17 protein-coding genes are annotated in these 18,598 nt (G+C 68.7%); 8 read left to right on the forward strand and 9 right to left on the reverse strand.

Translation table 11 applies throughout. The annotated features are described in order from the left end of the window. Window positions 1-3 precede the first annotated feature (3 nt). Window positions 4-3,009: a UPF0182 family protein gene (locus tag N415_RS26635; RefSeq protein WP_068188123.1), complete on the reverse strand. Its 3,006-nt coding sequence runs from the start codon at window positions 3,007-3,009 to the stop codon at window positions 4-6. 98 nt (window positions 3,010-3,107) lie between these two features. Between N415_RS26635 and N415_RS26640 the strand changes: the two genes are divergently transcribed. Further along, on the forward strand, window positions 3,108-3,614 hold the full coding sequence (locus N415_RS26640; protein WP_081665541.1) for a hypothetical protein: 507 nt from the start codon (window positions 3,108-3,110) through the stop codon (window positions 3,612-3,614). Here N415_RS26640 and N415_RS26645 read toward each other — a convergent pair. Beyond that, window positions 3,611-4,633: a PDZ domain-containing protein gene (locus N415_RS26645; protein ID WP_068188125.1), complete on the reverse strand. Its 1,023-nt coding sequence runs from the start codon at window positions 4,631-4,633 to the stop codon at window positions 3,611-3,613. The genes N415_RS26640 and N415_RS26645 overlap by 4 nt on opposite strands. A gap of 77 nt (window positions 4,634-4,710) precedes the next feature. Between N415_RS26645 and N415_RS26650 the strand changes: the two genes are divergently transcribed. From N415_RS26650 to N415_RS31725, 4 genes are all read left to right on the forward strand, one after another. Next, entirely contained in the window at window positions 4,711-6,093 is a 1,383-nt protein-coding gene (locus tag N415_RS26650) for a zinc-dependent metalloprotease (protein WP_152531596.1), read from the forward strand. 75 nt (window positions 6,094-6,168) lie between these two features. Continuing rightward, complete coding sequence (locus N415_RS26655) at window positions 6,169-6,909, forward strand: C39 family peptidase (RefSeq protein WP_068188131.1); 741 nt, start codon at window positions 6,169-6,171, stop codon at window positions 6,907-6,909. Window positions 6,910-7,127: 218 nt separating this feature from the next. After that, complete coding sequence (locus N415_RS26660; protein WP_193376510.1) at window positions 7,128-7,925, forward strand: hypothetical protein; 798 nt, start codon at window positions 7,128-7,130, stop codon at window positions 7,923-7,925. A gap of 55 nt (window positions 7,926-7,980) precedes the next feature. Then, on the forward strand, window positions 7,981-8,244 hold the full coding sequence (locus N415_RS31725; protein ID WP_152531597.1) for a hypothetical protein: 264 nt from the start codon (window positions 7,981-7,983) through the stop codon (window positions 8,242-8,244). A 44-nt stretch (window positions 8,245-8,288) separates the two neighbouring features. On the opposite strand, the gene N415_RS26665 is transcribed toward N415_RS31725, so the two are convergent. Further along, window positions 8,289-8,795, reverse strand: a complete 507-nt coding sequence (locus tag N415_RS26665; protein WP_081665542.1) for a PE family protein — start codon at window positions 8,793-8,795, stop codon at window positions 8,289-8,291. Between the two features lie 267 nt (window positions 8,796-9,062). On the opposite strand from N415_RS26665, the gene N415_RS26670 reads away from it, so the two are divergent. Next, the gene (locus N415_RS26670) at window positions 9,063-9,923 is read left to right on the forward strand and encodes a cyclodehydratase (RefSeq protein WP_068188142.1); all 861 of its coding nucleotides are present in this window, start codon (window positions 9,063-9,065) and stop codon (window positions 9,921-9,923) included. A 62-nt stretch (window positions 9,924-9,985) separates the two neighbouring features. Continuing rightward, window positions 9,986-11,329 (forward strand): AarF/ABC1/UbiB kinase family protein, encoded by a 1,344-nt coding sequence (locus N415_RS26675; RefSeq protein ID WP_068188178.1) that lies wholly within the window; start codon window positions 9,986-9,988, stop codon window positions 11,327-11,329. A gap of 76 nt (window positions 11,330-11,405) precedes the next feature. On the opposite strand, the gene N415_RS26680 is transcribed toward N415_RS26675, so the two are convergent. From N415_RS26680 to N415_RS26685, 3 genes are all read right to left on the reverse strand, one after another. Then, on the reverse strand, window positions 11,406-11,672 hold the full coding sequence (locus N415_RS26680; protein ID WP_068135074.1) for a WhiB family transcriptional regulator: 267 nt from the start codon (window positions 11,670-11,672) through the stop codon (window positions 11,406-11,408). A 136-nt stretch (window positions 11,673-11,808) separates the two neighbouring features. After that, the gene (locus N415_RS32980; protein ID WP_239645712.1) at window positions 11,809-11,970 is read right to left on the reverse strand and encodes a hypothetical protein; all 162 of its coding nucleotides are present in this window, start codon (window positions 11,968-11,970) and stop codon (window positions 11,809-11,811) included. 101 nt (window positions 11,971-12,071) lie between these two features. Beyond that, window positions 12,072-14,183: an ATP-dependent DNA helicase UvrD2 gene (locus N415_RS26685; RefSeq protein ID WP_161630360.1), complete on the reverse strand. Its 2,112-nt coding sequence runs from the start codon at window positions 14,181-14,183 to the stop codon at window positions 12,072-12,074. Between the two features lie 152 nt (window positions 14,184-14,335). Here N415_RS26685 and mrx1 point away from each other — a divergent pair, with 152 nt between their 5' ends. Continuing rightward, the gene (mrx1, locus tag N415_RS26690; protein WP_161630358.1) at window positions 14,336-14,587 is read left to right on the forward strand and encodes a mycoredoxin Mrx1; all 252 of its coding nucleotides are present in this window, start codon (window positions 14,336-14,338) and stop codon (window positions 14,585-14,587) included. A gap of 6 nt (window positions 14,588-14,593) precedes the next feature. Here mrx1 and nudC read toward each other — a convergent pair whose 3' ends face one another. The 3 genes from nudC to N415_RS26705 form a co-directional block, all read right to left on the reverse strand. After that, window positions 14,594-15,517 (reverse strand): NAD(+) diphosphatase, encoded by a 924-nt coding sequence (gene nudC, locus N415_RS26695; RefSeq protein ID WP_068188147.1) that lies wholly within the window; start codon window positions 15,515-15,517, stop codon window positions 14,594-14,596. A gap of 6 nt (window positions 15,518-15,523) precedes the next feature. Further along, a complete protein-coding gene (locus tag N415_RS26700) occupies window positions 15,524-16,594 on the reverse strand; it encodes a potassium channel family protein (protein ID WP_068188149.1) in 1,071 nt (356 codons plus the stop codon). A gap of 5 nt (window positions 16,595-16,599) precedes the next feature. Next, on the reverse strand, window positions 16,600-18,598 hold a 1,999-nt coding region (locus N415_RS26705), incomplete at its 5' end, for a 3'-5' exonuclease (protein ID WP_161630359.1).

Genomic DNA, 18,598 nt, shown 5'->3' on the forward strand with positions numbered 1-18,598 from the left:
CCGCTACTTGGTGGCGTTGTACTTGTTGATCGCGTCGTCCAGCCGCTGCAGCGCGGCGCCGTAGCCGGCGAAATCGCCCTTCTTCTGGGCGTCTTTCGCCGCGCCGAGCGCCGCCTGGATCTCCTGCAGCGCAGCCGCCTTGGCCGGCGACAGCGTCGTCGAGCCGTCCGGCGACGGCGGCACGACCGCGGTGGGCGGCGGCGGCCCCGGGGGCGCGGCGGGCACCGGGGGGCTGGCCGGGCCGGCGGGGCTGGCGGGCGGCGTCGGGTTCGGGGCGGCGCCGGGCTCGGTGGGCACTATCCCGGTCGCGGTCGCGCCCGCGCCCGGGCCGAACAGCCCGTTGAGGGCGTCACCCACCGTCGGGCCGTATCCGATCTTGTCGTTGTACATCATCGCCACCCGGATCAACCGCGGATACGACGAGGCGGCGTCGCTGGCGCCGGGCGAGGCGTAGACGGGTTCGACGTAGAGCAGCCCACCCTGGCCCACCGGCAGCGTGAGCAGGTTGCCCCACCGGATCCGGTTCTGGTTGTCGCGCCCGATGACGCCGAGGTCCTGGGACACCGCCGGATCGGTGGTGATCGCGTTGTTGGCCAGCTTCGGGCCGTTGACCTGACCCGGAATGGTCAGCACGGTGAGCTTGCCGTACGTCGCCGGGTCGGAGCTGGCGCTGATGTAGGCGGCCAGGTAGTCCCGCTTGAACCGGTTCATCGCGCTGATCAACTGGTATGACGCCGAATTATCGTTCTTGGCAATGTTTTTCGCGACGATGTAGTACGGCGGCTGGTAGCTGCTGGCGGTGGGGTTCGGATCCAGCGGCACGTCCCAGAAGTCCGACGTGGAGAAGAACGTCACCGGGTCGTTGACGTGGTACTTGGCCAGCAGCATCCGCTGCACCTTGAACAGGTCCTCGGGATAACGCAGGTGTTCGGAAAGCTCGGGGGTGATGTCGCTCTTGGGTTTCACCGTGCCGGGGAATACCTGCATCCAGGCCTTGAGGACCGGATCCGATTCGTCCTGCTGGTAGAGCGTGACGGTGCCGTCATAGGCGTCGACGGTGGCCTTCACCGAGTTTCGGATGTAGGAGACCTTCTTGTCGGGCGCCAGGCGGTTGAACGCCACCTCGGTGGAGTCGGCGGTGGCGGACTCCAGGGAGGTCAGCTCCGAGTACGGGTAGTTGTCCAGGGTGGTGTAGCCGTCGATGATCCACACCAGCCGCTTGTTCACGATCGCCGGGTACACCGCGCTGTCGGTGGTCAGCCACGGCGCCACCGCCTCCACCCGGCGCGCGGGATCCCGGTTGAACAGGATCTTGCTGTTGGAGCCGATCACGTTGGAGAACAAGAAGTTTCGCTCGGCGAACTTGGCGGCGAACACGCTGCGGGAGATCCAGCTGCCGATCGGGACTCCCCCGAGCCCGCTGTAGGTGTAGTTCTTGGTTTCGGCGCTGGTCTCGTAGTCGTATTCGCGGTCGTTGCCGTTCTTCCCGACGATCGCGTAGTCGGCGGACGTGTTCGAGATGACGGGCCCGTAGTAGATGCGCGGCTGGTCCAGCGGCGCCGGCCCGTCGGACACCACGCTGCCGTTGGCGCCGACGACGTTGACGAGGAACTCGGGGTAGCCACCGTTTTGGTTGGGGTCGTTGGCGATTCCGCGCACCGTGTTGGCCGGCGACGCGATGAACCCGTTGCCGTGGGTGTAGACGCTGTGCCGGTTGATCCAGTCGCGCTGGTTGTCGATCAGCCGATCCGGGTTGAGCTCCCGGGCCGCGACGACATAGTCGCGCAACGCCCCGTTGCGGTCGAGGTAGCGGTCGATGGAGAGCTGGTCGGGGAAGAAGTAGAAGTTCTTGCCCTGCTGGAACTGCGTGAACGCCGGGCTGACGATCGTCGGGTCGAGCAGCCGGATGTTCGAGGTCGTCGCGCGGTCGGCGGCGACCTGCTGGGCGGTGGCCTGCCCGTCGCCGGTGTAGTTGCGGTAGCTCACCTGCTCGGAGGTCAGGCCGTAGGCCTGGCGCGTCGCGGTGATGCTGCGGCTGATGTATTCGCTTTCCTTCTGCGCGGCGTTGGGCCGGACGCTGATCTGTTCGACGATCAACGGCCACCCGGCTCCCACGATCAGCGACGACAGCAGCAGCAGAACCAGGCCGATGGCCGGAATCCGCAAGTCGCGCAGCACGATTGCCGAGAACACCGCGGCGGCGCAGATCAGGGCGATCGCCATCAGGATCAGCTTGGCCGGCAGCACGGCGTTGATGTCGGTGTAACCGGCACCGGTGAACGGCTTGCCGCCGCGGGTGTGCGACAGCAGCTCGTAGCGGTCCAGCCAGTAGGCGACGGCTTTGAGCAGCACCAGCACGCCGACCAGGCTGACCAGCTGGATGCGCGCCGAGCGGCTCAGCGCCCCGGTGCGGCCGGACAGCCGGATGCCGCCAAAGATGTAGTGCGCCAAGATGTTCGCCAGGAAAGCCAGGAACACCGCCACGAACATGTAGGACAGCAGCAGCCGGTAGAACGGCAGCTCGAACGCGTAGAACCCGAGGTCCTTGCCGAACTGGGGATCCCTGATGCCGAAGGTTCCGCCATGGATGAACAGCTGAACGCGCACCCAGTAGCTCTGCGCGATGATGCCCGCCAGCAGGCCGACGGCCGCGGGGATTCCGATGCCCACCAGCCGCAGGCGCGACACGACGACGGCGCGGTAGCGGGCCACGGGATCGTTGGTGTTGCTCGGCACGAACACCGGACGGGCGCGGTAGGCCAACGCGAGCCCGGTGAACACGATGCCGCCGACCAGCAGTCCCGCGACCAGGAACACCACGATGCGGGTGACCAGCACGGTGGTGAACACCGAGCGGTAGCCCAGCTCCCCGAACCACAGCCAGTCGACGTAGGCGTCGATCAGCCGCGGACCGGCGAGCAGCAACACGATCACACCGAGTGCGATCAGGATCAGAATCCGGCTACGCCGAGTCAGCTTCGGCATCCGTGCGGTGGGCCGCATCCCCACTGGCTACGCTCCCTGATCTCGCTGCCCGGTGCTAGAGATTTTCTAGAACGGTCACAACTCTACGCATTGCCGGACGCCGGGTGTGTTCTGCTTGGGCGGTGCTGGAACAGAGCGGACGCGCCGGGCCGACGGTTGCCAAGGCGGTGTGGACCGAGGCGGACTTCGATCAGATGAGCTGGCACGACTGTGCCGTGCACGCGGTTGCGGTCGAGCCCGCGCCGCCGCATCCCGGCCGGCTGCTCGTCGACCTCGACTACATCGTCGAATGGGTGCGCCCCACCCCGCCGGAAGACACCTTCAGCTTCTGGCTCTGCCCCGCCACCCTGGTGTTCGACGAGGCGTGGGACCTCGTCGGCGACGTCAACCTGCGGGGTTTCAGCTTCGAGCTGTCGCTCGAAACGCTCGAGCGGTCCGGTCCGGACGAGCACGACGCGTTCCAGTGGACCCTCGTCGGCCACGAGTTCACCCTCGCGCTGTGCGCCCCCGGTTTCACCCAATACCTGCGCCGCCCGCCCGTCCGCAGCCCGCAGCAGCGGCTCTCCGTCTCGGAACGAGGCGGGCTCAGCTTCGACCGGCGGGACTACGCAGACCGACCGGGGGGCTAACAGCTCGGGGTCTGACCGCCCGCCTTGATCGCGTGCAGCGCGTCCACCGCCTGCGCGAGGGTCTCGACCTTGACCAGGCGCAACCCGGACGGGTTGTCGGAGGTGGCCTCGTAGCAGTTCTTCGCCGGCACCAAAAACACTGTGGCGCCAGCCGAGTGCGCGGCGGCCATCTTGTGGGTGATGCCGCCGATCTGGCCGACCTTGCCGTCGACCGAGATGGTCCCCGTCCCCGCGATGAACGTCGAGCCGGCCAGGTCGCCGGTGGTGAGCTTGTCGACGACCGCGAGGCTGAACATCAGCCCGGCCGACGGCCCGCCCACGTTGGCGAGGTTGAAGTCGACGACGAACGGCGCCCACGGCGCGTCGAGCACCGCCACCCCCATGAAGCCGTAGTCACGATCCTTGTTCGTTCCCAGCGTAATTTGCGCGACCCCGGCGGGCTCGTTCTTGCGGCGGTAATCGATCGTCACGACCTGACCGGGCTTGGTGTTCTTCAGGAACCCGGTGAACTGCTCGACGCTGGCGACCGGGGTGCCGTTGACCGCGTCGATCGCGTCGCCGGACTTCAGCTTGCCCGCCGACGGACCGGGGTCGGTGACGGTCGCGACGGTGACCGCGACCGGGTACTTCAAGAAGCCCAGCGCGGCGTAGGCGGCGCTGTCCTCGGACTGCTTGAAGTCGGCGTTGTTGGCCTTGTCGACGTCCTCGCGCGACTTGCCCGGCGGGTAGACGAGATCGCGCGGGATCAGCTGTTCCTGTCCCGAAAGCCACAGCGTCAGCGCTTCCCCGAGGGTGAGGTCGTCGCGCTGGGACACCGTCGTCATGTTGAGGTGGCCGGTCGTCGGGTGCGTCTCGGTGCCCTCGATCGCGACCACCTGCTTGCCGTCGACCTCACCGAGCGTGTCGAACGTCGGGCCCGGGCCCAGGGACACAAACGGCACCGTCACCACCGCGAGCAGCACGCCGAAGACCACGATCGGCACCAGCGCGACGATCAACGTGAGAATCCGCCTGTTCACGCGCCTACCCTATCCGGCGCCTGCTCAGGCTCGTTCAGCTACGAGCGTGACCACAGATGGCGCGTTGCGTCCCCGCGGTGAGTACCGTTGACGTTATGCCTGACCTGCCATTCGGCTTCTCCTCCGGCGACGACCCGGAGCGCGAGAAGAAAGATCCCGGTTCCGGTTCGGGGGGATCCGATCCTATGGGCGCCTTCGGCATGGGCGGGGAATTCGGCATGGGCGACCTGGGCCAGATCTTCACCCAGCTGGGCCAGATGTTTTCCAGCGCGGGCACCGTCATGGCCGGCGGCAAGTCATCCGGGCCGGTGAACTACGAGTTGGCGCGCCGGGTCGCGTCGAGCTCGATCGGTTTTGTCGCGCCCATTCCCGCCTCGACGACCAAGGCGATCGCCGACGCGGTCCACCTCGCCGAGACGTGGCTGGACGGCGCGACGGCACTGCCCGCGGGCACGTCGAAGGCGGTCGGCTGGAGCCCCAGCGACTGGGTCGACAACACGCTGGAGACGTGGAAGCGGCTATGCGATCCGATGGCCGAGCAGATCGCGACGGTGTGGGCGTCCTCGCTGCCCGAAGAGGCCAAGAGCATGGCCGGCCCGCTGATGGCGATGATGTCGCAGATGGGCGGCATGGCGTTCGGCTCGCAGCTCGGCCAGGCGCTGGGACGGTTGTCCCGCGAGGTGCTGACGTCGACCGACATCGGTCTGCCGCTCGGCCCCAAGGGGGTGGCCGCGATACTGCCGGACGCCGTCGACTCGTTCGCCTCCGGACTCGAGCAGCCGCGCAGCGAGATCCTGACGTTCCTGGCCGCCCGCGAGGCGGCGCACCACCGGCTGTTCAGCCACGTGCCGTGGCTGTCCAGCCAGTTGCTGGGCGCGGTCGAGGCCTACGCCAGCGGCATGAAGATCGACATGTCCGGGATCGAGGAGCTGGCGCGCGACTTCAATCCCGCGTCGTTGTCCGATCCGGCGGCCATCGAGGAGCTGCTCGGGCAGGGGGTTTTCGAGCCGAAAGCCACACCGGCGCAAAAGCAGGCGCTGGAACGGCTCGAGACGCTGCTCGCATTGATCGACGGCTGGGTGCAGGTGGTGGTCACCGCGGCCCTGGGTGACCGGATCCCGGGCACCGCCGCGCTCAGCGAGACGCTGCGCCGCCGCCGGGCCAGCGGCGGGCCGGCCGAGCAGACGTTCGCGACGCTGGTCGGCCTCGAGCTGCGGCCGCGCAAGCTGCGCGAGGCCGCCGCCCTCTGGGAGCGGCTGACGGAGGCCGCCGGGGCCGACGCGCGCGACGCCGTCTGGCAGCACCCGGACCTGCTGCCCGGCGCCGAGGACCTCGACGAGCCGGCCGGCTTCATCGACCGGGTCATCGGCGGGGACACCAGCGGCATCGACGAGGCCATCGCGAAATTAGAGGAAGGCCCCGATGCTGAAGGCTCTGCCGGCGACGCCGGCGACAGCTGATCAGCTCGCGGCCGTTTGCTGGCGGTGCTACGTTGCACACCAGTCGAATGTCGGGCCGACTCTTTGCGAGCGAACATGGTCAGGATTGCCAGCGCGATGCGCACCGCCCTGGCGGAAGCCTGCATCGGTATGGCCGGCGTTTTGCTGGTATCCGGGTGCGGCGCGGCGCCGCCCTCGACACGGGCGACGCCGTCGGCTCCCACCGCTGCCGCCTCGGCCAGCCCGCCCGCGCCGGCGAGGACGACCGCCGACGGCGTGTACGGCGACCCGGATGCGGCGGCCAAGTACTGGGTTCAGCAGTCGCTGGAGGACACCTGTGGGTTGGCTTCGGTGGCCGACGTGGTCGGTGAGGTCACCGGCAACCCCCCGACGGAGCAGCAGATCATCAAGCTGGCCCAGAGCACGCCCTCGGTGATCCGCGACGGCCCGATCTATTTGCCCACCGGCGACCCGGGCCACGAGACCGAAGCCGGTGGCATCGACATGGCCGACACCGTCGTGCTGCTCGAGCACTACGGCATCAAATCGCGCATGATCTACGACACGCAGCCGGACCAGACCGGGTTGTCGGCGCTGGAGCAGTACCTCGGTTCCGGCCGCAAGGTGATTGCGTGGGTCAACGGCGGAACCATTTTGAACAGCGACGACCAGCGCACCTCGCCCGATCACTTGCTGGTGGTCACCGGGGTCGACACCAACAACGACACCGTGCACCTCAACGACCCCTACGCCGACCACGCCAACACGAAGGTCAGCATCAAGCGCTTCATGACGGCCTGGAAGGTCGGGCAGAAATCGATCGTCGTCACCGGTTGAACGTGCGGCCGCGGCGCTGTGGATAACTGAGCCCGGGGTCGCCCGTCGGCTTGGCACAGGCTCCCGCCATCCCTCGATTCCGCGAAGTAGGCCTGCGGTGTGTCGGCATTATTGCCAGATCGAAGGACTTGACGTATGGTTCATCCGTACGCTCGATACTATAGGTATGCATTGCTCGCCTAATGGTCTACCTAAGGTTTGGCGACGGAAGGAAGCCAATGAGTGCACTTTCACTAAGCCCTGCAGTCCGCGACGAGTTTTCTCTTGGGCATGGCCTTAGCTGGCGTGATCCGGACATCGGCTGCACGCTGGTTGTTTCGCAGCCGTCGGCAGATCCTGACTTGTGGTCCGAGTACGCAGCGGGCGCCCAGTCCAGCTATCGCAGGCATGGTGTGGAGTGCGCTCTCGACATCGAAGCGCTGCGCAGCGGAGCCGACACCACCATGTTCTTCGCCGTCATCGACGATGACGGACGGGTCGTGGCCGGCGTGCGAGCCAAGGGCCCACTGAGGTCGATTGAGGATGCGCATGCGGTCGCTGAGTGGGCGGGTCAACCTGGCGAACAGGCCGTCCGAAATATGATCGCCGACCGCATACCGTCCGGGATTCTGGAGATGAAGTCGGCCTGGGCAGTCGACAATTCGGACCGGAAACGTAGTCTTACCCGCGCTATAGCCCGCAGCGGTTTCCACATGATGGTCATCCTTGATTCGCAATTTTGTATGGCCACAGCCCCGACAACCATTCTGAATCGGTGGCGTTCTTCTGGCGGAGTGGTGGCCGCCATTCCGGCGACTCCCTATCCGGACGAACGCTACCGAACCAAGATGATGTGGTGGAACCGGCGTGATTTCTTTAACCACGCGGAACCAGATCAGATTGCCAAGACCATCGTCGAGACGAAGTACCTCCTCCACGAGTTATACCGCCGCGGTCGGGTCGATCCCGTTCATCCGAAGTGGATCACCACCAATCACAACCAACTAATCCGCCCTAGCCGTTCTGAGGTCGCCTGACATCCCCATCGTCGGGCGTCGACAATCCCAATCCGAAAATCTCAAAGGTCTTGCAATGGATAACAACCCGGATGACGTCTGGATCATGTTCATTACGGATATCGAATCCCGCGACAAATTGCTCAGCTACAGCAGAGGGTCGCAATGGGAGGTGGATCCGAATACCGCCGCGGCACTGATCTTGGTGGGCGCAGCGGTGAGGTCGCCCACGCCCACCCAACCACAAGAGGGACCCGTCAATGGGGTCAACGGGGTTAATGGCGTCAATGCGGTCAATGGGATTGTTGGGGTGCCCGCAGCCTCTGTCGAGAGCCCCTGACGTTCGTTGGGCGCCGGTGGGCCTGTGTCTCGAAAGCCGTCTCGTTAGATACCGAACGCTGCTAATAGCGGGGCGAATTGCTGGCTGAGTTGTAAAAGAATTATCAGGCTAACGATCGCTGCTAGCCAAAAGGCGACAAACAGAACGAACGGTGGCCCGACAAAACCCAAGAACAGGAAGGTCGCGAGGACCTGCGGGTCGGCGGCGATCGCGCTGACCAGCCCGCTCGCCTCCGCAGGCAATTCCTGCAAGTTCTGCAGAAACGAGGCGAGGGCGGCCTCGATGTCGGTGTACGAGAACGCACCGGCAGTCAGGTGCTGCACGAACTGGTCGTTGAACGCCGCTGCCTGACCGGCTAGCGCCTGATAGTTCGCGGCGTGGTGAGAGAACACCTTGGCGATCGCACCGGACACCTCATCGGCCGCCGCCGGCACTATCGCCGTGGTCGGCGCCGCCGCCACCTTGTGCGCGGCCTCGACGTTCAGGCCGATATTGGCCAGATTCGCCGCCGCCGTGTGCAACGCCTCCGGCGTGACCATTACCTGCGACATTGGTCCACCTACTAGCTAGCCCCTGGCTATCACGAGTCCTGGCGGTCCTTTCGCCCGTCAGAACAGGAATGTCCAGCGTATGGCGTTGCTGCGGCGCGGCATTAAGTAACCGAATACTGCACTTCCCGGCCTTGGCCCGGCGTCCTCCACCGTCAGAACAGAAAATTGAAGGCCGTCTCGGGTTGTCGTTAAACGCCTTTCGCCCAGAGGCGGCGCTGTGGATAACCGAGCGCGGCGTCGCCCGTCGGCCTGGCACATTCTCAACCCATGACCCAGGCCGCCACGGTTTCGCTGTACGCGCTGGACCCCGGGATGCCGGTGTTGCTGCGGCCCGACGGCGCCGTGCAGGTCGGCTGGGATCCGCGCCGCGCCGTGCTGGTCCGCCCGCCGTGCGGACTGGCCGCCGCCGAGCTGGCCACGCTGCTGCGGTCCATGCGGTCGCCGATGCCGTTATCCGAGCTGCGGCGCCAGGCCGTCGACCGCGGATTGCAGGACGGTGACGGCCTGACCCACCTCGTCGCGCAACTGGTGGGGGCGGGCGTCGCGACCGAGTGCCGGCGGTCCCGGGGCCGGTCGGCATCGATCCGCGTGCACGGGCGCGGGCCGCTGTCCGAGCTGATGGTGGAATCGCTGCGCTGCTCGGGGGCTCGCGTCGCGCACAGCAGCCAGCCCCACGCCGCCGTGTCCCCCGGCGACGTCGACCTCGTCGTGCTGTCGGACTACCTGGTCGCCGACCCGCGCATGGTGCGCGAGCTGCACGCCCGCGGCGTTCCGCACCTTCCCGTTCGCATCCGCGACGGCACCGGTCTGGTAGGCCCGCTGGTCATCCCCGGCGTGACCAGCTGCCTCGGGTGTGCCGACCTGCACCGCAGCGACCGCGACGCCGCCTGGCCGGCCATCGCCGCCCAGCTGCGCGACACCGTCGGCGTGGCCGACCGGGCCACCCTGCTCGCGACCGCGGCCCTGGCGCTCAGCCAGGTGAACCGGGTGATTGCGGCGGTGCGCGGCCAGCAGGCGGTGCCCGACCCCGCGCCGCCGCCGGCGCTCAACGCGACGTTGGAGTTCGACCTGGGCGCCGGCTCGATCGTCGCGCGCCAGTGGACCAAGCACCCGCTGTGCACGTGCTGACCAAGCCGCCCCGTGCAAAGACAACCTATGGTCCGGATCACGGGCCCCACGCGCCGAGCGTCGTGGATGATGGAGACGTGGCAGACATCAAACGCGGACGCGCTGCGCGCAACGCGAAGCTGGCCAGCATCCCCGTCGGCTTCGCCGGCCGGGCGGCCCTGGGCTTCGGCAAGCGGCTGACGGGCAAGTCCAAGGACGAAGTCCAGGCCGAGATGCTCGAGAAGGCCGCCAACCAGTTGTTCACCGTGCTGGGTGAGCTCAAGGGCGGGGCGATGAAGGTCGGCCAGGCCCTGTCGGTGATGGAGGCCGCCATCCCAGAGGAGTACGGCGAGCCCTACCGCGAGGCGCTGACCAAGCTGCAGAAGGACGCCCCGCCGCTGCCCGCCGCCAAGGTGCACCGGGTGCTGGACGCCCAGCTCGGCACCAAGTGGCGGGACCGGTTCAGCTCGTTCGATGACACCCCCATCGCCTCGGCCAGCATCGGCCAGGTGCACAAGGCGGTGTGGTCCGACGGCCGCGAGGTCGCCGTCAAGATCCAGTACCCGGGCGCCGACGAGGCGCTGCGCGCCGACCTGAAGACCATGCAGCGGATGGTCGGCGTCGTCAAACAGCTCTCCCCCGGCGCCGACGTCCAGGGCGTGGTCGACGAGCTGATCGAGCGCACCGAGATGGAGCTCGACTACCGGCTGGAGGCCGACAACCAGCGCAAGTTTGCCAAGGCGTATCACGACAGCCCGCACTTCCTGGTGCCGCACGTCGTGGCCAGCGCGCCGAAGGTGGTGGTCCAGGAGTGGATCGAGGGGATCCACATGGCGGAGATCATCCGCAACGGGACCCGCGAGCAGCGCGACCTGATCGGCACCCGCCTGCTCGAGCTCACCTTCGACGCGCCGCGCCGGCTGGGCATGCTGCATGGCGACGCGCACCCCGGAAACTTCATGCTGATGCCCGACGGCCGGATGGGCGTCATCGACTTCGGCGCGGTCGCGCCCCTGCCGGGCGGGTATCCCGTCGAGCTCGGGATGACGATCCGGTTGGCGCGCGACAAGAATTACGACCTGCTGTTGCCGACCATGGAGAAGGTCGGCTTCATCCAGAAGGGCCAGCAGGTGTCGGTCCGCGACATCGACGAAATGCTGCGCCAGTACGTCGAGCCCATCCAGGTCGACGTCTTCCACTACACCCGCAAGTGGCTGCAGAAGATGACCCTGGTTCAGATGGACCGGTCGGTTTCTCAGATCCGGACGGCCCGGCAGATGGACTTGCCGCCCAAGCTGGCGATACCGATGCGCGTCATCGCGTCCGTCGCCGCGATCCTGTGCCAGCTGGACGCGCACGTGCCGATCAAGGCGCTCTCGGAGGAACTGATCCCCGGCTTCGCCGAGCCCGACACCGCAGTCGTCTAACTCCACGAGGGTGCAACTACCGACGCCCTCTCTCGAGAAACGCGTCGCCAGTTGCACTTTCGCGGCTTAGGTTTCCCTAGGCGGCGACATCTTTGCGCGGACGTCCGCGCGGTCGTTTGCGGCTGACGATCGATCCCCGCTCGAAAATCTCGCCGCCCCAGACGCCCCAAGGTTCGGCCCGCTCCAGCGCCGCCGTCAGGCACTGGCGCCGGACGGGGCAGCCAGCGCAAAGCGTCTTGGCGCGTTCGAGGTCGGCCGGGGCCTCGGCGAACCACAGGTCGGGATCATCGACGTGACAAGGCAATTCCGGCAACCTCGGTCTTGGGACTGACAGTGCCGACATGTCCTGTTCACCTGCTTCCTGGTCGGGGTGGCTATCCTTCGCGGTGATCCGGACCAGGTTGGGAGGCTTCCCAATAACTGTGGCCACGGATCCTGTTGACTTCGGGTCCGTGGCCATCTGGGCAAATCCGGGCTAGTTAGGTATAGCCCCGATTCACGGACGCGTCGGTCGCGGCGGCGACACGGTGCTTCACCGCGGCCGCCGACACGGCGGCATGGGCGGCGTGGGAGGTGGACTTGGAGCGGCCTTCAGCGAGCACCGAGGCGGGCGCGCATACACCGAACGCGTTGGTAATCATCGGGGCGGGCCTCCTCTCAGCTGGCAGCGGTCTGCGGCTTCGAGGGTAAATGGTAGCGGACGCCGCCCACAACCGATTTTCTGACCTGCGGATTCGGCGCCTCAGCGGGCCTGCCGTACCAGCTCGAGCACGTCGGGCCCGTACTGTTCGAGCTTTCGCGCGCCGATGCCCGGGATCGCGATCAGCGCCGTCTCGTCGTCGGGAAGCAGCTCAGCGATCGCGATCAGGGTGTTGTCGGAAAAGACGATGTACGGCGGCATCTTCTGTTCGGTGGCGACGTTCAGCCGCCACGCCTTGAGCTTGAGCAACAAGTCCTCGTTGACGTCGCCGGCGCACGTCGTGCAGCGCCGCAACATGATGGCCGCCGGGGTGGTCAGGTCGTTGTTGCAGATCCGGCAGCGCGTCGCCGTCCCCCGATTGCGCCGGGACTTGGCCGGCGCGGCGTCGGCGCGCGTCTGCGGCGCGATGCCGTTGAGGAACCGCGACGGCTTGCGGCTCTGCCGCCCGCCGGGGCTGCGGGCCAGCGCCCAGCTGAGCGCCAAATGTATTCGCGCCCTGGTGATTCCGACGTAGAGCAGCCGGCGCTCCTCCTCGACGGCCTCACTTTCGGGGCCATGCGCCAGCGCGTGCGAGATCGGTAGCGTGCCGTCGGCCAGCCCGACCAGGAACACCGCGTCCCACTCAAGCCCCTTCGCGGCGTGCAGCGAGGCCAGCGTGACGCCCTGGACCACCGGCGGGTGACGGGAGTCGGCGCGCATCCGCAGCTCGGCCAGCAGCCCGGGCAGGTCGAGCTGCGGGCGCTGCGCTACCTCGTCGTCGACCAGCTCGGCCAGCCCCGCCAGCGCCTCCCAGCGATCCCGGGCCCGGGCGCCGGTCGGTTCCTCGGCCGTCAGGCCCAGCGGCTCGAGGACCGCGCGGACGACCTCGGGCAAGGGGGCTGCCGGATCTGCGTCGCCCCGGCCGGCCGCGCGCTGCAGCGCCAACAGCGCCTGCTTGATCTCCTGACGGTTGAAAAATCCCTCGCCGCCGCGGATCTGGTAGGTGATGCCGGCCTCGGTCAGGGCCTCCTCGTAGACCTCGGACTGCGCGTTGACCCGGTAGAGCACCGCGATCTCCGATGGCGCCGTGCCGGATTCGATCAGCCGGGCGATCGATTTGGCGACCGCGGCGGCCTCGGCGGTTTCGTCGGGGTGCTCGTGAAACGACGGCACCGGGCCGGGCGCGCGCTGGCCGGACAGCTGCAGCTTGCTGCCGGCGACGCGGCCCCGCGCGGCGGCGATCACCTGATTGGCCAGCGACACCACCTGCGGCGTGGACCGGTAGTCGCGCTCCAGGCGCACCACGGTGGCGTCCGGGAACCGCCGCGAGAAGTCGAGCAGGAACCGCGGCGTGGCCCCGGTGAACGAGTAGATGGTCTGGTTGGCGTCGCCGACGACGGTCAGGTCGTCGCGGTCGCCCAGCCAGGCCGCGAGCACGCGCTGCTGCAGCGGGGTGACGTCCTGGTACTCGTCGACGACGAAGCAGCGGTAGCGCCCGCGGAACTCGTCGGCGACGGCCGCGTCGTTTTCGATGGCGGCGGCCGTGTGCAGCAGCAGGTCGTCGAAGTCCAGCAGGGTCACCGATTCGTCGCGGACCTTCAGCGCCTCGTAGGCGTCGTAGACGGCGGCGATCTGCTTGGCGTCCATCGGGACGTCCCGACCGGCGTCGGCCACGGCGGGCGCGTACTCCTCGGGGCCGATCAGCGACGCCTTGGCCCACTCGATCTCCCCGGCGAGGTCGCGGACGTCGTCGGTGCTGACGTTCATCCGGCAGCGGCTGGCCGCGCGGGCGACGACGGCGAACTTGCTGTCGAGCAGCTGCCAGCCGGTGTCGCCGACGACGCGCGGCCAGAAGTACCGCAGCTGGCGGTGCGCGGCGGCGTGGAAGGTCAGGGCCTGCACGGCGCCGACCCCGGGACCCGCGTGCCCGGCGTTGGCGAGCGTGCGCAACCGGGAGCGCATCTCCCCCGCCGCACGCTGGGTGAACGTGACCGCCAGGACCTGGCCGGCCGCGACGTGACCGCCCGCGACGAGCTGGGCGATGCGGTGGGTGATGGTGCGCGTCTTGCCTGTTCCGGCGCCCGCGAGCACGCAGACCGGTCCGCGCGGCGCCAGCACCGCTTCGCGCTGCTCGTCGTCCAGCTCGGCGGTCAGTGCGTCGGCGACCATCGGCATGGCGTCCATCTTGTCAGCGATGGCCGACAAACCGGGTGCGGCGCCACGTGTGAATCGGGTCGCTTCGGAATTCGTGGCCCGCTCCGCTCCCCGATTGCCCAACTCCTCAGCATCCCGCTGCGCGGAATCCATCGTCGTCGCGCTACGTTGAATTGATCATGTCCTCGCTGACCATGTACACGACCTCCTGGTGTGGCTTTTGCCACCGGCTCAAGACGGTGCTGCGCTCCGACGGCATCCCCTACGACGAGGTCGACATCGAGCGAGACCCCGCCGCGGCGGAGTTCGTCAGCTCGGTCAACGGCGGCAATCGGACGGTCCCGACGGTGAAGTTCGCCGACGGGTCGACGCTGACCAATCCGAGTGCGGCCCAGATCAAAGCGAAGCTGGCCGAAGTCGGCTGACGGAGCTCAGTCGAGCACGGCCCAGGACTCGATGATCACTCGGGCGATCGAGATCGAGCCGGGCAATAGGAGTTTGGAATCCGAGGCGCTGCTCCAATCGCCGACAGCAAGCGCCGCGCGCACCTCGTCGCGGGTGAACCATTTCGCCTCGGCGATCTCGCCGTCGTTGAACGAGAACTCCTCGCTCGGGTCGGCCACGGCGTGGAAGCCGACCATCAGCGAGCGCGGGAACGGCCACGGCTGGCTACCCAGGTAGCGCACGTCGCGCACGGTCAGCCCGATTTCCTCCCGGATCTCCCGAGCGACGCACACCTCGAACGACTCACCGGCCTCGACGAACCCGGCGAGCAACGAGAACATCCGCTCGGGCCACACCGCCTGGCGGGCGAGCACCGCCCGGTCGCCGCCGTCATGGACGAGGCAGATGACCGCCGGGTCGATGCGCGGGAACTCCTCGTGGCCGGTGACCGGGTTGACCCGCGCCCAGCCGCCCCGCGCCGGGCGCGTCGGTGAGCCGTCGAGCGCGCTGAATCGCGCGCTGTCATGCCAATTGAGCAGCGCGATGGCCGACGACACCAGTTGGCTGCTGGTGTCGTCGAAGATCGGGCCGAGGCTGCGCAGGTTCAGCACCTCCGTCTTGACGTCGGGGTCCTCGGGCGCCTGCAGCGCGGCGCGGACGGCCCAGACATGGCGACCGCCGTCGATGCGGCCCAGGAACACCGCCTCGGGCGGCGGCTTGTCGCCCAGCGCGGACGCGGCGCCGAGCACCACCCGGCCGTCGGCGACCAGAACTTGGTTGCGCGAATCCACCCGCAGCAGCGCCGCATCCGCCCACCCCGCCGTCGCGGCGTCGACGTCGGTGCGTAGCTGGTCGGCGCGGTCGGCGCCGACGCGCGACAGCAGCGGGACACTCTGCAGCTGGAAGTCCACGATCGCCTAGTGCCCCGCGTGCCGGATGTAGAGCAGCCGGTCGGTGGCCTCGATCGCGTCCACCTCGGGGGCGCCGATGCGCAGCAGGTGGCCATCGCGCACCACGCCGAGCACGATGTCGCGCAAATGCCTTGGGGAGCCACCGATTTCGGTCTGCTCGACCTCGCGTTCGGCGATGGCCAACCCGGCGTCGGGGGTCAGCAGATCCTCGATCATCTCCACCACGCTGGGCGTGCTGGTGGCAAGGCCGAGCAGCCGGCCGGCGGTTTCCGAGGAGACCACCACCGAGTCGGCGCCCGACTGCTGCAACAGATGCTGGTTCTCGGCCTCGCGGATGGACGCCACGATCTTGGCCTTGGGCGCGATCTCCCGCGCCGTCAGCGTCACCAGCACGGCGGTGTCGTCGCGGCTGGTGGCGACAACGATCGACGCCGCGTGCTGCGCGCCGGCCAGCCGCAGCACGTCGGACCGGGTGGCGTCGCCGCGGACGGTGACCAGCCCGGCCGTCGCGGCGTGCTCGAGGGCGGACGGATCCATGTCGACGACGACGACCTCGCCCTGCGAGGCCTCGTCGCCGAGGATCGCGCCGACCGCCGTTTTGCCCTTGGTGCCGTACCCGATCACGATCGTGTGGTTGCGCACTTTGCTCCTCCAACGCTGAATCTTCCACGCTTGCCGGGACCGCTCCGAGAGCACCTCGAGCGTGGTGCCGACCAGCACCGCCAGGAACGCGATCCGCAGCGGCGTGAAGACCACCGTGTTGACCAGGCGCGCGGTTTCCGAGTAGGCGGTGATGTCGCCGTAACCGGTGGTCGACAGCGACACCGCGGAGAAGTACAGGCAGTCCAGGAACGTCAGTGGCGCGCCCCGCACGTCGCGGTAACCGCCGCGATCCAGGTACACGACGACGGTGGCGGCCAACAACACCAGCAGCGCGATCGCGACCCGGCGGGTGATGACGCGGGTGGGGCTCGCGGGGTCTTCGGGGATGCGCAGCACGCCGACCAACTGGTGACCGGGCTGGGCGGTCAGGGTTTCGTCCAGGCCGCTGAGTTTGCGCGCCCTACCGTTGCCCACGAGTCCTATGTAACCACGCTGGCGAGCCTGCCATCAGGTGGACGGTCGCCGAGCAACGCGGCCAACTCGTCGGGATCCGGCAGTTCCTCGGGCGTCACGGTGGCGCCGGTGCGCACGTAGTAGAACGCGGTGCGCACCGACGACTCCGGGAGTTGCGACAACGCGGCCCAGGCCAAGCGGTAGACCGCGAGCTGGACCGCGGCCTGCCGCATGGCTTCGGGCCCGCGCGGTGGCTCGCCGGTCTTCCAGTCGACGACGGTCGCCCCGCCGTCGGGGTCGGCGAACACGGCGTCGATGCGGCCACGCACCACGGTCTCGCCGATCGGCATCTCGAACGGCACCTCGACGGCCACCGGCGTGCGCGCCGCCCACCCCGATTTGGCGAACGCTTCCTGCAGCGCGGCCAATTCGCGGGTGTCGCCGACCTCGGAGTCGGCCGCGCCCGGCAGGTCGCCGAGGTCGAACAGCGAGTCGGCGCCGTAGAACCGCTGGACCCAGGCGTGAAAGGCGTTGCCCAGCAAGGCATGCGGGTCCGGGCGGGTGGGCAGCCGGTGCACCAGCCGCTGCGCCGCGGCCACCGGGTCACGCGCCAGGTCCACCAGGCCGCTGACGGAGACCTGGCTGGGCAGGGCGTGCGGGCCCGGGCCGGCCGCCCTTGCCCGCTCGGCCAGCAACGCGTCGACGTCGGCCGCCCACCCGTCGACGTCGGCCCCGGTCTCGTCCGGATCGCCCGCCATGGCCCCGGTCACCAGCGCGGCCCCGGCTTCCACGGCGGCGCGCCGTGCGGCCAACGGGTCGGCGGGCCAGACCGCCTCGACGACGTTGTCGCGCATCGGATTTCGTTCACCGTCGGCGGGATCGGGTGCCCAGTGTTCCACCACCCCGCACGGATCGCCGTCGGCGGCCGAGCGGTCGATGATGTCCTTGAGCTCACAGAGGAACTCCGACGGGCCGCGCGGTTTGACCCCGGTGGATCCCCATTGATGGCCGGACACCAGCAGCGTGTCCTCGGCCCGGGTGATCGCCACGTACAGCAGCCGGCGTTCCTCGTCGACGCGCCGCTGCTCGAGTTGGCGGCGGTGCTCGAAGATCTTGTCCGACAGCTGCTTTCGATTCGTGACGTCCGACGTGTCCAGCACCGGGACGCCCAGCGAGCCCGCCGAGGCGCGGTCGCCGCGAAGCAGCGGCGGCAGCTCGGCGGCGTCGGTGAGCCAGCTGCTGCGCGACGCGGTCGACGGGAAGATGCCGCCCGACAGGTGCGCGACCGCGACGACCTGCCACTCCAGACCCTTCGCCGAATGCACGGTGAGGATCTGGACGCGGTCGCGCGCGACCGCCGCCGGGGCGGGCGGCAGACCGTTCTCCACGGTCTCGGCGACGTCGAGGTAGGCCAGCAGGCCGGCGACCGATGCCGTCACCGACTGGTCGGTCGCCACCCGTGTTCGCTCGGCGTAGCCGGCGACCACGTCGGCGAACGCGTCGAGGTGTTCGGCGCCGGTCCAGCCGGCCGGGATCGCCGCGCCGGCGCGGACTTCGCAGTCGACACCCAGCGCGCGGCGCACCTCGGCAACCAGGTCGGGCAACGAATGACCGAGGTGGCCGCGCAGGGCGCGCAGCTCGGCGGCCAGCGCGGTGATGCGCCGATAGCCCGTGGGCGAATACGCGCCGGCCGGGCCGGGATCGCTGATCGCGTCGGCCAGGCAGGCCGTATCGGGATCGGGCCCGGCCGCCATCGCGATCGACTCGGGCGACGCCGGGCCCGAGCGTTCCCCGGCGAGGGCCAGCGCGCGCTGCCACAGCGCGGCGATATCGCGACCGCCGAGGCGCCAGCGCGGGCCCGTCAGCACCCGCATCGCCGCCGCTCCGGCCGTCGGGTCGGCCACCAGCCGCAGCATGGCCACCACGTCGGCGACCTCGGGGATGGACAACAGGCCGGCCAAACCCACCACCTCGACCGGGATTCCGCGCGCGCGAAGCGCGTCGGCGATGGGCGCCGCGTCGGCG

It is taken from the genome of Mycobacterium sp. UM_CSW (assembly GCF_000455205.1).
GTDB lineage: Bacteria > Actinomycetota > Actinomycetes > Mycobacteriales > Mycobacteriaceae > Mycobacterium.

Excerpts from the sequence above, each read along its gene's own strand:
- N415_RS26655 (WP_068188131.1), top strand. The coding sequence starts at position 6,169 with ATGGTCAGGATTGCCAGCGCGATGCGCACCGCCCTGGCGGAAGCCTGC.
- N415_RS26660 (WP_193376510.1), top strand. The coding sequence starts at position 7,128 with ATGAGTGCACTTTCACTAAGCCCTGCAGTCCGCGACGAGTTTTCTCTT.
- N415_RS31725 (WP_152531597.1), top strand. The coding sequence starts at position 7,981 with ATGGATAACAACCCGGATGACGTCTGGATCATGTTCATTACGGATATC.
- N415_RS26665 (WP_081665542.1), bottom strand. The coding sequence starts at position 8,795 with ATGTCGCAGGTAATGGTCACGCCGGAGGCGTTGCACACGGCGGCGGCG.
- N415_RS26670 (WP_068188142.1), top strand. The coding sequence starts at position 9,063 with ATGACCCAGGCCGCCACGGTTTCGCTGTACGCGCTGGACCCCGGGATG.
- N415_RS26680 (WP_068135074.1), bottom strand. The coding sequence starts at position 11,672 with ATGTCGGCACTGTCAGTCCCAAGACCGAGGTTGCCGGAATTGCCTTGT.
- N415_RS32980 (WP_239645712.1), bottom strand. The coding sequence starts at position 11,970 with ATGATTACCAACGCGTTCGGTGTATGCGCGCCCGCCTCGGTGCTCGCT.
- N415_RS26685 (WP_161630360.1), bottom strand. The coding sequence starts at position 14,183 with ATGCCGATGGTCGCCGACGCACTGACCGCCGAGCTGGACGACGAGCAG.